Source organism: Kitasatospora sp. P5_F3, from assembly GCF_054049135.1.
The window spans coordinates 1-12,271 of sequence record NZ_JBFUMY010000007.1 but is presented as its reverse complement, the minus strand read 5'-3'; the positions used below and the strand labels follow the sequence as shown (position 1 = coordinate 12,271).

Below are 12,271 nucleotides of genomic sequence, written 5' to 3'. Positions count from 1 at the left end.
AGGTCACTTCGCGTACTGCGGCTGCTCGACGGCCACGGCAGGTGCGCCGGGCGCCGGGACGGCGGCGGGCTCGGCCAGCTCGGGCAGCGCCTTGAAGACCCAGGTGCGGTAGGAGAGGAAGCGGAACACCGTGCCGATGCCCAGGCCGAGGGTCTTGGCGGCGAACTTCTGCAGGTCGCTGTCGAAGCCGAACCCGTACTCCGACAGTCCGAGGATGCCGGTCTCGATCAGCATGCCCGCGCCGCTGAACAGCAGGAAGAGCGTGATCTCCCGCTTGCGCGAGCTGGCGTCGCGGTCCTTGTAGAGCCAGTACCGGTAGCCGAGGTAGTTGCTGGCGATCGCCACCAGGGTGGCCGCGATGTTGGAGCGCAGCGTGGCCAGCCCGAGGCCGTTGATGCAGATCCAGAAGACCGCGAAGTTGACGACCACGCCGCTCAGGCCGACCAGGCCGAATTTGAGCGCCTCGCCGCGGATGCCCCGGAGCTTCTGCGTCAGCGAGGGCTTCGGGCCGGTCATGCTCGTCATCCGCGGATCTCCAGTGTTTTGCCGACGAAACGGTGCTCGCGCAGGTGCAGCGCGGTGGGCTGCTTCGCAAACACATGATCGGACAGTGTGCTTCGGGCCCGGCCAACCAGGCTACTCGCTCCCGCCGGGCACCCCGCCGCTGCCCACCCCCGCCTCCCCGCCGGCGACGGCTGGTGCACCGCCCCCCACCGGCCCGGATATCCTGGGCAGCGTGACTTTCGCGGGCAATGCAAATTTTCCAGTGGTGGGCATGATCGGCGGCGGACAGCTCGCCCGGATGGCGCACCAGGCGGGCATCCCGCTGGGGATCCGCTTCCGGCTCCTCGCCGACACCCCTCAGGACTCCGCCGCACAGGTGGTCTCCGACGTGGTGCTCGGTGACTACCGGGACCTCGACACCCTGCGCCGCTTCGCGGCCGGGTGCGACGTGATCACCTTCGACCACGAGCACGTGCCGACCGAGCACCTGCGCGCCCTGCAGGCCGACGGCATCGCCGTCCGCCCGGGCCCGGAGGCTCTGGTCAACGCCCAGGACAAGGGTGTGATGCGGGCCAAGCTGGACTCGATCGGCGTGCCCTGCCCCCGGCACCGGCTGGTCGCCGACCCGGCCGACGTGACCGCGTTCGCCGAGGAGGGCGACGGCTACCCCGTGGTGCTCAAGACGGTGCGCGGCGGCTACGACGGCAAGGGTGTCTGGGTCGTCGGCGACGAGAACGAGGCTCACGCGCCGTTCCTGGCGGGTGTGCCGGTGCTGGCCGAGGAGAAGGTCGACTTCCTCCGCGAGCTGGCCGCCAACGTGGTCCGCTCGCCCAGCGGCCAGGCGGTCGCCTACCCGGTGGTGGAGAGCCTCCAGGAGAACGGCGTCTGTGCCGAGGTCACCGCCCCCGCCCCCGAGCTCGACCCGGCGCTCTCCGACCAGGCCCAGCAGCTGGCCCTGCGGATCGCCGGCGAGCTGGACATCACCGGCCACCTGGCGGTCGAGCTGTTCCAGACCCGGGACGGCCGGATCCTGGTCAACGAGCTGGCGATGCGGCCGCACAACTCCGGTCACTGGACCCAGGACGGCGCGGTCACCTCGCAGTTCGAGAACCACCTGCGGGCCGTCCTCGACCTCCCGCTCGGTGACCCGCGTCCGCGCGCCAAGTGGACCGTGATGGTCAACGTGCTCGGCGGCGACTACCCGGACATGTACCGGGCCTACCTGCACTGCATGGCCCGCGACCCCGGCCTGCGGATCCACATGTACGGAAAGGACGTGAAGCCCGGCCGCAAGGTCGGCCACGTCAACGTCTTCGGGGACGACCTCGACGACGTCCGCGAGCGCGCCCGCCACGCGGCCGCCTACCTGCGAGGGACGATCACCGAATGACCCAGCCAGTTATCGGCATCGTGATGGGCTCCGACTCCGACTGGCCCGTGATGGAGGCCGCCGCCCAGGCGCTCGACGAGTTCGAGATCCCGTACGAGGTCGACGTGGTGTCCGCGCACCGGATGCCGCGCGAGATGATCGCGTACGGCGAGCAGGCGCACACCCGGGGCCTGAAGGCGATCATCGCGGGCGCGGGCGGTGCTGCCCACCTGCCGGGCATGCTCGCCTCGGTCACCCCGCTGCCGGTGATCGGCGTGCCGGTCCCGCTGCGCTACCTGGACGGCATGGACAGCCTGCTGTCGATCGTTCAGATGCCCGCCGGGGTGCCGGTCGCCACCGTCTCGGTCGCCGGGGCCCGCAACGCCGGGCTGCTGGCGGTCCGGATCGTGGCCGCCTTCGACCCGGAGCTGTCCGAGAAGATGACCGAGTTCCAGGCCGAGCTGAACAGCCAGGCCACCGAGAAGGGCAAGAAGCTCCGCGCCAAGGTGGCGGGCTCCGGCTCCTTCGGCTTCGGCAAGTAGGGCGCTTGTCACTGTCGCGCCGCGCGGCCCTCGCCCTGGGGGCCGCCGCGGTGCTGACGGGGTGTTCGGCGCCCGCGCCGCGTGGCGTGCTGCGGCTGGCGGCCGGCCCCGAGGGCGGGCCGTACCAGACCTTCGGCCGGCGGCTCGCCGAGGAGATCGGGCAGGCTCACCCCGGCCTGACCGTCGAGGTGCTGTCGACGGCCGCGAGCGTGCGCAACCTCAGGCTGATCGGCGAGGGCGGGGCCGAGCTGGGGCTGGCCCTGGCCGACAGTGCGGCCGACGCGGTGGCCGGGCGCGGTGCCTTCACCCGGCCGGTCACGGTGACCGCGATCGCCCGGCTGTACCTCAACTACCTGCACCTGGTGGCCCCTTCGGACCGGCAGCTCTCGACCGTCGGTGAACTCGCCGGGCGCAGGTACTCGATCGGCGCCGCCGAGTCCGGCACCGCCGTGGTGGCCGAACGGGTGCTGACCGCCGCCGGTCTGAGCACGGTGGGCGCTCAACTGCTGGGCCCGGCCGAGTCGGTGGCGGCGCTGCGGGCCGGGGAGCTGGACGCGTTCTTCTGGTCCGGCGGCGTGCCCACCCGGGCGATCACCGAGCTGGCCGAGCTGCGGCCGGTCCGGCTGGTCCCGCTGGCGGCGCAGTCGGCCGCGCTGCGCACCGCGTACGGGCCGGTGTACGAGAGCGTCTCGATCCCGCTCGGCGCCTACCGTCAACCGGGGCCGACCCCGACCGTCGGGACCCCGAGCTACCTGGTCTGCGCCGCCGGTCTCGACCCGGACATCGTGCAGGCCGTCACCGAGGTGCTGTTCCGCCGCCGGGACCACCTGCAGACCCCGGACGCGCCGGGCGGCCGGCTGGACGAGCGGTACGCGATCGGCACCGGTACCGTCCCGCTGCACCCGGGTGCGGCCCGGCACTACCGCGCGGTCTACTGACCCAGCCTCAACTCGACCACCAGGCCGGATGGTTGGTTCGGCAGCAGGGCGAGTGTGCCGCCGCAGCTGCGGGCCAGTTCGACCGCGATGGCGAGCCCCAGGCCGCTGCCGGTGACGTTGCGCTGCTCCGGCGCGCGCCAGAACCGGCCGACGGCGGCCCGGCGGCCGGTCTCGTCCAGCCCCGGGCCGTCGTCGGCGACCCGGAGCACCCGGCCGGTCAGCGAGACCTCCACCCGGCCGCCGGCCGGGACGAACTTCGCCGCGTTGTCGAGGGCGATGTCGGCGATCCGGGCCACGGCGGCGGGCAGCGGCGGTCCGTCCGTGACGTGCACGGTGAGGGTCAGGCCCTTGGCGGTGTACAGCTCCTGCCAGCCGGTCAGCCGGGCGAGCAACCGGCCGGCCGGCAGGGTCTCCGGCAGCCCGGCGTCCGCCTCCACCCGGGCGAGCGTCAGCAGGTCCTCCAACAGGGCCTCCAGCCGGTCGAGTTCGGCCAGCGTCTGCTGGTACCCAGGGTGGCCCTCGGCGGTCAGGTACGGCTCCAGGTTCTCCAGCCGCAGCGAGAGCACGGTGAGCGGGGTACGCAGCTCGTGCGAGGCGTCCGCGACGAAGGCGCGCTGGCGTTCCACGGCGACCGAGATGGCGTCCGCCATGGCGTTGAACCGCTCCTCCAGGCGGCGCAGTTCGACCGGGCCGCGGACGGTGCCGATCCTGGCGCCGAGCCGCCCCTCGGCGATCTCCCGGGTGGTGCGGTCGAGTTCGCCGACCGGTCGCAGGACCCAGGCGGTCAGCCGCCGGGCGGCGATCAGCGAGCAGAGCAGCGCCAGCACCGCGCCGACCGCGAGCGCGGCCCAGACCACGGCCACCGAGCGGCGGGCCGCCGCCGTGGAGACCCGGAGCACCACCACCCCGGACACCTGGTCGTCCCGCCCGGCCGGTTCGGCGACCAGCACCGAGGCCGGGCCGAACGGGGTGAGCAGCGGCAGCCCGTCCGTGGTCCGGCCGGACAGCGCCCGCCCGGCCGCCCGGTCCCCGCCGACCGGGGTGCCCGCGATCAGCCGCCCGTCCCGGTCCCGGATCTCCACCGCTGTGCCGTACAGCTCCGCGTACCGGGTGACCTCGGCCGGCAGGCCGGACGGGCCGCCCTCGCGCAGCGCCCGGTCGGTGAGCTCGGCGAACCGGGTGGCGTCCGCCCGGCGGGCGAGCAGCAGTTGCCCGGTCCGGTGCGAGGAGTACGCCAGTGCGAGCGGTACCGCCAGCGCCGCCACCAGGCAGCCGATCAGCAGGAGTTGGACCACCAGCAGCCGACGCTGCATCAGCGGGCGGCCAGCCGGTAGCCGGTGGCCCGGAGCGTCTCGACCAGCTGCGGGCGGCCGGTCTTGGAGCGGATGCCGGCGATGTGCACGTCCAGCGAGCGGGAGGCCGACAGCTGGACGTCGCCCCAGAGTTCGTCCAGGATCTCCTCCCGGCCGCGCACCGTGCCGGGCTCGCGGGCGAGCACGGCCAGCACGTCGAACTCCCGGCGGGTGAGGGCGACCGGCTCCCCGGTCACGGTGACCCGCCGGGTCTCCAGGTCGATCAGGACGTCGCCGATCTGCACCACCCGCCCGGCGACGGCCAGCGGACGGGAGCCGCGCCGCACCACCGCGGCCATCCTGGCGGCCAGTTCGGCGGTCCGGAACGGCTTCGCCAGGTAGTCGTCGGCGCCCGAGCGCAGGCCGCGCAGGATGTCCCGCTCCTCGGTCCTGGCGGTCAGCACGATCACCGGCACGGTGGACACCCGGCGTAGCCGGCGCAGCAGTTCGAGACCGTCCAGGTCGGGCAGGCCCAGGTCGAGCAGGACGAACTCGCAGGTGTCCTTGAGCCGGAAGGCGTCGTCCGCCCGCCCGGCCCGGACCACCTGGTGGCCGTGCCGGGCGAGCGCCGGGATCAGAGCGGCGGCGAGACGGTCGTCGTCCTCGACCAGAAGCACGCGCATGACCACACCTTAGGCGGGGACCGTGGCCTTGGCAGCCGACTGACGGCCCTCGGTGAGTGCGTTGTCCCGGGTCTCACGCATCGTCAGGTAGACCACCAGGGAGACCGCCGCCAGCGAGGAGACGTACCAGTAGTAGCCCGACTCGATGCCCGCGTCCTTGAACCAGAGCGCCACGTACTCGGCCGTCCCGCCGAACAGCGCGTTGGCCAGCGCGTACGGCAGCGCCACCCCGAGCGCCCGGATCTGGGTCGGGAACAGCTCGGCCTTCACCACGGCGTTGATCGAGGTGTAGCCGGTGACGATGACCAGCGCGGCCACCGCGAGCAGCAGCGCCCCGCCGAAGCTCCCGGTGTGCGAGAGCGTGGTCATCAGCGGGACCGTGCCGAAGGTGGCGCCGACCCCGAAGGTGATCAGCAGCGGCCGGCGGCCGATCCGGTCGGAGAGCGAACCGGCCAGCGGCTGCAGCAGCATGAAGACGGTCAGCGCGCAGAAGCTGACCAGGGCGGCGTCGTTCTTGCTCAGCCCGGCGGTGTTGGAGAGGTACTTGGTCAGGTAGGTGGTGTAGGTGTAGTACGCCACCGTGCCGCCCATGGTCAGCGCCATCACCAGGACGAACTCCCGCCTGTGCGCCAGCAGTCGACGCAGCGTGCCGCGCTCGGCGGAGCCCTCGGTCTCGGTGTACGCCTCGGTCTCCACGAGGTTGCGCCGCAGCCAGAACACCACCGCCGCACCGAGCGCCCCGGCGACGAACGGGATCCGCCAGCCGTACGCGTGCAGGTCGGCCGTGGTCATGGTGTGCTGGAGCACGATCTGCAGTCCCAGGCCCAGCAGTTGACCGAAGGTCATCGAAACGTACTGGAAGCTGGAGACGAACCCGCGCCGGCCCGGCTGCGACGCCTCGGTCAGATAGGTGGCGCTGGCCGCGTACTCGCCGCCGACCGACAGACCCTGGAGCAGCCGGGCGACCAGCAGGACGACCGCGCCCGCGTAGCCGACCTGCTCGTAGGTCGGGGCGACGGCGATCAGCAGGGCGCTGACCGACATCAGCGACACGGTCAGGGTGAGCGCGGCCTTCCGGCCGCGCCGGTCCGCGTACCGGCCGAGCAGCCAGCCGCCGACCGGTCGCATGAAGAAGCCGACCGCGAAGATGCCTGCGGTGTTGAGGAGTTGGGCGGTCGGGTTGCCGTGCGGGAAGAACGCCGAGGCGAAGTAGGTGGCGAAGCTGGCATAGACGAACCAGTCGTACCACTCGACCAGGTTGCCGACAGAGCCGCCGATCACGGCCTTCCAGGGTGTCGCTGACTTCATGGGGTCGCTCCCGGGTGGGTGGAGGGTTCCGCTGTGCCTCGCAGCGTCCAGCAGAGTGAGCGGACCGGCCCAGGGCAGCGGCGAAGAACTAACCTCTGGTTAACAGAGGCGGTAGAACTGTTGGTATGACTACCGACCCGCTGGCCCGAGCCCGTGAGCTTCTCCGAACCGCACCTGTGGTGGACGGTCACAACGACCTGCCGTGGGCGATGCGCGCCCAGGTGGGGTACGACCTGGACGCGATCGACCTGACGGCCGATCAGCGGTCCCGACTGCACACCGACTTCGGCCGTCTGCGGGCGGGCGGGGTCGGCGCGCAGTTCTGGTCGGTGTACGTGCGGTCCGACTACGCGGGGGACCAGGCGGTCAGCGCCACCCTGGAACAGATCGACTTCGTCCGGATGATGACCGAGCGCTACCCGGACCAGCTCCAGCTCGCGCTCACCGCCGAGGACGTCGAGACCGCCCGCGCCGAGGGCCGGATCGCCTCGCTGATGGGCGCCGAGGGCGGGCACTCGATCAACAGTTCGCTGGCCACCCTGCGGGCGCTGTACCAGCTGGGTGTGCGGTATCTGACGCTCACCCACAACGACAACGTGCCCTGGGCCGACTCGGCCACCGACAAGCCCGAGCACGGCGGCCTGACCGCGTTCGGCGAGGAGGTGGTGCTGGAGATGAACCGGCTCGGCATGCTGGTCGACCTCTCGCACGTCTCCGCCGACACCATGCGGGACGCCCTGCGGATCACCGAGGCGCCGGTGATCTTCTCGCACTCCTCGGCCCGGGCGGTCTGCGACCACCCGCGCAACATCCCCGACGACGTGCTGGCCCAACTGCCCGCCAACGGGGGCGTCGCGATGGTCACCTTCGTGCCCAAGTTCATCCTGCCCGCCGCGATCGAGTGGACCGTGGACGCCGACCAGAACATGCGGGCGCACGGCTTCCACCCGCTGGAGACCACCCCCGAGGCGATGGCCGTGCAGCGCGCCTACGAGGACGCCCACCCCCGCCCGGTCGCCACCGTCGGCACCGTGGCCGACCACCTCGACCACATGCGGCAGGTGGCCGGGATCGACCACCTCGGGATCGGCGGCGACTTCGACGGCACGGCCTTCACCCCGGCCGGCCTGGACGACGTGGCCGGCTACCCGCACCTGATCGCCGAACTGCTCGGCCGGGGCTGGTCGGAGGCCGATCTGGCGAAGCTCACCTGGCACAACGCGGTGCGGGTGCTGCGGGACGCGGAGGCGGTGGCCCGTGACCTCCGGTCGGTCCGGCGGCCGTCGATCGTCACTCTCTAGGCACTCTCTAGGCATGGACGCGACGAACGGCTATCGTCCGTCGGCGTGACCTTCTCCGTAGTGGCCCGTTCGGGCAGCGCCGTCGGTGTCGCGGTGGCCAGCAAGTTCCTCGCCGCAGGCGCGGTCGTCCCGGCCGCCGAGGCGGAGGTCGGTGCGCTGGCCACCCAGGCGATGGCCAACTTCGCCTACCGGCCGCAGGGCCTCACCCTGCTCCGGACCGGCGTCGCCCCCGCCGACGTGGTGGCCGGACTGACCGCCGCCGACCCGGGCCGGGCCGACCGCCAGCTCGGCCTGGTCGGCACCTCCGGCGACGGCGTGACCTGGACCGGGGCGGACTGCCTGGACTGGGCGGGCGGCGTCGCGGGCCCCGGCTACGCGATCCAGGGCAACATCCTGACCGGGCCCGAGGTGGTCGAGGCGATGGAGGCGGCGTGGCTCGGCGGTGCCGAACTCCCGTTCGCCGACCGGCTGGTGGCCACCCTGGCGGCCGGTGACGCAGCGGGCGGCGACAGCCGGGGCCGACAGAGCGCGGCCCTGTACATCGCCGACCGGGGCGCCGGCTACGGCGGCCTCAGCGACACCTCCCACGACCTCCGGGTGGACGACCACCCCGACCCGGTCACCGAACTGGCCCGCCTGCTCGTCATCCACGAGACCCTCTTCGGCACCCCGGACCCGGCCACCCTGCTGGAGCTGACCGGAGAGCTGGCCATCGAGGTCACCGGCCTGTTGACCGCCGCCGGCCACCCCACCCTGGACCGCTGGGCCGGCGTCGAGAACCTCGAGGGCCGCCTCGTCCCGGGCTACATCGACCCGCTGGTCCTGGACCACCTGCGCAGAGCCTAGGCGTCAGCCACCAGGGGCTCGGGGAACTGCGACGCCGACCTCGTACAAGGCGATCCGTACGTAGATGGTCAGGCACTTTCGCAGTTCCCCGAGCCCCTGGTGGTGCCTGGCTGGGCGGCAGCTCAGAGGAGCGGCAGCTCGATCGCCGGGCAGCGGTTCATCACCATGTCGAGGCCGGCCGCCGTGGTGCGGGCGTACGCCTCGTGGTCGATCACGTCGAGCTGGAACCAGACCGCCTTCGCGCCCTTGGCGACCGCTTCGTCGGCGACCGCCCCGGCCAGCGAGGAGTTCACGAAGACGTCCACCACGTCCACCGCGAACGGGATGTCCGCGAGCGTGGCGTAGCCCGGCTCGCCGAGCACCGTCTCGGCCTTGGGGTGCACCGGCACGACCCGCTTGCCCGCCCGCTGCAGCACCCGGGCCACCCCGTACGCGGCCCGGGCGGTGTTGTTGGACAGCCCGACCACCGCCCAGGTGTCGCCACTCTCCAGCAGGATCTTCCGCACCACCGCGTCGTCGCTCATACCCGCTGCAACTCCCCGGTGGACAGCGGCTATTCCACCGTCGGGCGGCCCATCGCGCGGTAGTGCCAGCCGGCCGCGCGCCACTTGGCGTCGTCCAGGATGTTCCGGCCGTCCAGTATCCGGCGCTCGGCGACCACGCCGCCCAGGACGGCCGGGTCGAGGTCGCGGAACTCCTGCCACTCGGTCAGGTGCAGGACCACGTGGGCGCCCTCGGCCGCCTCGACGGCGGAGCCGGCGTAGCTGAGGCTGGGGAACATCTTGCGGGCGTTGTCCATCGCCTTGGGGTCGTAGACCGTGACCTGGGCGCCCTGGAGCTGGATCTGCGCGGCGACGTTGAGCGCGGGGGAGTCCCGGATGTCGTCGGAGTTGGGCTTGAAGGCGGCGCCGAGCACGGCGACCCGGCGGCCGAGGAAGCCGCCGCCGCACTGCTCGCGGGCCAGCTCGACCATCCGGGACCGGCGGCGCATGTTGATCGAGTCGACCTCGCGCAGGAAGGTCAGCGCCTGGTCGGCGCCGAGCTCCCCGGCGCGGGCCATGAAGGCCCGGATGTCCTTGGGCAGGCAGCCGCCGCCGAAGCCGACCCCGGCGTTGAGGAACTTGCCGCCGATCCGCTCGTCGAAGGAGAGCGCCTTGCTGAGCTGGACCACGTCCGCGCCCGCGCTCTCGCACACCTCGGCCATCGCGTTGATGAACGAGATCTTGGTGGCCAGGAAGGAGTTGGCCGCGGCCTTGACCAGCTCCGCGGTGGGGAAGTCGGTCACCACGAACGGCACGCCCTCGGAGACCGGCGTCGCGTACACCTCGCGGAGCAGCGCCTCGGCCCGCTCGCTGCGGACGCCGACCACCAGCCGGTCGGGGTGCAGGGTGTCGCCGACGGCGAAGCCCTCGCGGAGGAACTCCGGGTTCCAGGCCAGCTCGGCGGCCGCGCCGACCGGGGCCAGCTCGGCCAGCCTGACGGCGAGTCGGTTGGCGCTGCCGACCGGCACGGTGGACTTGCCGACCACCAGGGTGGGGCGCTTGAGGTGCGGGGCGAGCGAGTCCAGCGCGGCGTCGACATAGGACATGTCGGCGGCGAACTCACCCTTCTTCTGCGGGGTGTTGGTACAGATGAAGTGCACGTCACCGAAGTCCGCGACCTCCTCGTACGAGGTGGTGAAGCGCAGCCTGCCGGACGAGCCGGGGTGACCGGGTACGTGCTTGACCAGCAGCTCGGCCAGGTCGGGCTCGTACATCGGGATCTTCCCGGCGGCCAGCGTGGCGATCTTCTCCGGGTCGATGTCCAGGCCGAGCACCTCGAAACCGAGCTCCGCCATGCACGCGGCATGCGTAGCACCGAGGTATCCGGTGCCGATCACCGTAATGCGGAGGGTCACGCGCTTCCCCTTTGGTTCAGATCTGCTCGGTCGGGCAGGGACCGATGTTATCCGGCGGCGGCCGCGCCGAGTACCCATGGCCGAGAGGTAACGACTTCGCCCTCCTCGTACCGGTTCCGGCCCGGTGCGCGCCGTCCGACCGGACAATGCCCGCATGAGCACCGAGGACGGGGCGGACTCCGCCGGACTGAGCATCTTCGCCGACCGGTCGGACCGGCCCGAGCAGGCCGGGGACGTCGAGGAGCCTGCGGCCCCGCCCAGGTCCCGGCGGCGGGGCCGCCGGCTGCTGCTGGGCGTCCTGCTGACGGTGCTGCTGATCACCGGCGGCTGCGCGGGAGCGGTGTACTGGACGGCCGACCACTACGCCTCCTCGGTGGCCCGGATCCCGGGTGCGCTGCCCAGCCTCGCCGAGTCGGAGCGGCCGAAGCCGGTGCCCAACGCCGGGGTGACCTTCCTGCTGGTCGGCCTGGACGCCAGGACCGACCCGGGCGCCCCTGCCAAGGCCCCGGTCTGGCAGGCGGGGGCGGCCCGCAGCGACACCATGATGCTGCTGCACCTGTCGGCGGACCGGAAGAACGCCTCGGTGATCTCGCTGGCCCGGGACACCTGGGTGGACGTGCCGGGCCACGGCAAGGCCAAGCTCAACGCGGCGTACTCGTTCGGCGGCCCGGCCCTGATGGTGCGCACCATCCAGGACCTGACGGGCATCCCGATCGACCACCTGGCGGTGGTGGACTGGAACGGCTTCCGGTCCCTCACCGACGCGGTCGGCGGGGTGGACATCACCATCCCGAAGGAGATCGAGGGCAAGGGCGAGGCCAGGCACTGGGCGGCCGGCACCCAGCACATGGACGGGGCGACCGCACTGCTCTACGTCCGGGAGCGGTACGGACTGCCCAACGGCGACCTGGACCGGACGAAGCGTCAGCAGAACTTCCTGCGCGCCCTGATGCAGCAGACCCTCAGCTCCGGCACCCTGGGCAACCCCGGCAAGCTGACCGGCCTGCTCGGCTCGGTCGGCGAGGTGGTCAGCGTGGACGACAAGCTGAGCAACACCGACCTCTACGACCTGGCCTGGAGCCTGCGCGGGCTGCGCGGCGACGGAGTGCGGTTCATGAACGCGCCGTTCGGCGGCTTCGGCGACGAGGGCGGCCAGTCGGTGGTCTACCTCGACCAGCGGGTGGCCAAGCAGCTCTGGGAGGCGGTCCGCAACGACGGGGTGCTCGAGTACCTGGCCCAGCACCCCGGCACCGGCGACACGCTGGACGAGAACGTCCGCTGAGCCGGCGTGCTGAACCGGTGTGATGAGTCGGTGTCACGCATGTCACGTACGGGGTAGGCAGGGCGCGAGCCTAGAATTACGCTTACTTAACGGTAACTAACGTGGTCCGAATTCAAGGGGCGAGGCACATGGCGGGCAACTCCGGGGCGGATTTCGACCTCTTCCGGCTTTCCGAGGAGCACGAGATGCTCCGGGAGGCGGTGCGGTCGCTGGCGGAGGCGAAGATCGCTCCGTTCGCGGCGGAGGTGGACGAGCAGGGCCGGTTCCCGCAGGAGGCGCTGGACGCGCTGCAGGCCAACGACCTGCACA

13 protein-coding genes are annotated in these 12,271 nt (G+C 72.1%); 7 read left to right on the top strand and 6 right to left on the bottom strand.

Features of this window, described 5'->3' with window-relative positions; all coding sequences use genetic code 11:
• Positions 1–3 precede the first annotated feature (3 nt).
• Positions 4–525: a GtrA family protein gene (locus tag ACXJMZ_RS04960; protein ID WP_457028759.1), complete on the bottom strand. Its 522-nt coding sequence runs from the start codon at positions 523–525 to the stop codon at positions 4–6.
• Between the two features lie 250 nt (positions 526–775).
• On the opposite strand from ACXJMZ_RS04960, the gene ACXJMZ_RS04955 reads away from it, so the two are divergent.
• The 3 genes from ACXJMZ_RS04955 to ACXJMZ_RS04945 are packed head-to-tail and all read left to right on the top strand — an operon-like array spanning position 776 to position 3,353.
• Positions 776–1,894 carry a 5-(carboxyamino)imidazole ribonucleotide synthase gene (locus ACXJMZ_RS04955; RefSeq protein ID WP_457028758.1) on the top strand — a complete coding sequence of 373 codons (1,119 nt, stop codon included), beginning with the start codon at positions 776–778 and terminating at the stop codon, positions 1,892–1,894.
• Positions 1,891–2,415, top strand: a complete 525-nt coding sequence (gene purE, locus ACXJMZ_RS04950) for a 5-(carboxyamino)imidazole ribonucleotide mutase (RefSeq protein WP_457028757.1) — start codon at positions 1,891–1,893, stop codon at positions 2,413–2,415. The genes ACXJMZ_RS04955 and purE overlap by 4 nt, the downstream gene beginning before the upstream one ends.
• A gap of 5 nt (positions 2,416–2,420) precedes the next feature.
• Positions 2,421–3,353: a TAXI family TRAP transporter solute-binding subunit gene (locus ACXJMZ_RS04945; protein WP_457028756.1), complete on the top strand. Its 933-nt coding sequence runs from the start codon at positions 2,421–2,423 to the stop codon at positions 3,351–3,353.
• On the opposite strand, the gene ACXJMZ_RS04940 is transcribed toward ACXJMZ_RS04945, so the two are convergent.
• From ACXJMZ_RS04940 to ACXJMZ_RS04930, 3 genes are read right to left on the bottom strand one after another with little or no spacing between them, the layout of a single operon-like run.
• Complete coding sequence (locus ACXJMZ_RS04940) at positions 3,347–4,666, bottom strand: sensor histidine kinase (RefSeq protein WP_457028755.1); 1,320 nt, start codon at positions 4,664–4,666, stop codon at positions 3,347–3,349. The genes ACXJMZ_RS04945 and ACXJMZ_RS04940 overlap by 7 nt on opposite strands.
• A complete protein-coding gene (locus tag ACXJMZ_RS04935; RefSeq protein WP_457028754.1) occupies positions 4,666–5,328 on the bottom strand; it encodes a response regulator in 663 nt (220 codons plus the stop codon). The genes ACXJMZ_RS04940 and ACXJMZ_RS04935 overlap by 1 nt, the downstream gene beginning before the upstream one ends.
• Before the next feature lie 9 nt (positions 5,329–5,337).
• Entirely contained in the window at positions 5,338–6,636 is a 1,299-nt protein-coding gene (locus ACXJMZ_RS04930) for an MFS transporter (protein ID WP_457028753.1), read from the bottom strand.
• A gap of 125 nt (positions 6,637–6,761) precedes the next feature.
• Between ACXJMZ_RS04930 and ACXJMZ_RS04925 the strand changes: the two genes are divergently transcribed.
• Positions 6,762–7,937 (top strand): dipeptidase, encoded by a 1,176-nt coding sequence (locus ACXJMZ_RS04925; protein ID WP_457028752.1) that lies wholly within the window; start codon positions 6,762–6,764, stop codon positions 7,935–7,937.
• Between the two features lie 45 nt (positions 7,938–7,982).
• A complete protein-coding gene (locus ACXJMZ_RS04920; RefSeq protein WP_457028751.1) occupies positions 7,983–8,783 on the top strand; it encodes a DUF1028 domain-containing protein in 801 nt (266 codons plus the stop codon).
• Positions 8,784–8,905: 122 nt separating this feature from the next.
• Here the strand turns inward: ACXJMZ_RS04920 and ACXJMZ_RS04915 are convergent, their stop codons facing one another.
• Together ACXJMZ_RS04915 and ACXJMZ_RS04910 are read right to left on the bottom strand one after the other, a co-directional pair.
• The gene (locus ACXJMZ_RS04915; RefSeq protein ID WP_457028750.1) at positions 8,906–9,307 is read right to left on the bottom strand and encodes a CoA-binding protein; all 402 of its coding nucleotides are present in this window, start codon (positions 9,305–9,307) and stop codon (positions 8,906–8,908) included.
• A 29-nt stretch (positions 9,308–9,336) separates the two neighbouring features.
• The gene (locus ACXJMZ_RS04910) at positions 9,337–10,680 is read right to left on the bottom strand and encodes a UDP-glucose dehydrogenase family protein (protein ID WP_457028749.1); all 1,344 of its coding nucleotides are present in this window, start codon (positions 10,678–10,680) and stop codon (positions 9,337–9,339) included.
• 154 nt (positions 10,681–10,834) lie between these two features.
• On the opposite strand from ACXJMZ_RS04910, the gene ACXJMZ_RS04905 reads away from it, so the two are divergent.
• Both ACXJMZ_RS04905 and ACXJMZ_RS04900 read left to right on the top strand, forming a co-directional pair.
• Positions 10,835–11,962 carry an LCP family protein gene (locus ACXJMZ_RS04905; protein WP_457028748.1) on the top strand — a complete coding sequence of 376 codons (1,128 nt, stop codon included), beginning with the start codon at positions 10,835–10,837 and terminating at the stop codon, positions 11,960–11,962.
• A 128-nt stretch (positions 11,963–12,090) separates the two neighbouring features.
• Positions 12,091–12,271: acyl-CoA dehydrogenase family protein (locus ACXJMZ_RS04900; protein WP_457028747.1), on the top strand; the 181-nt coding region annotated here is incomplete at its 3' end.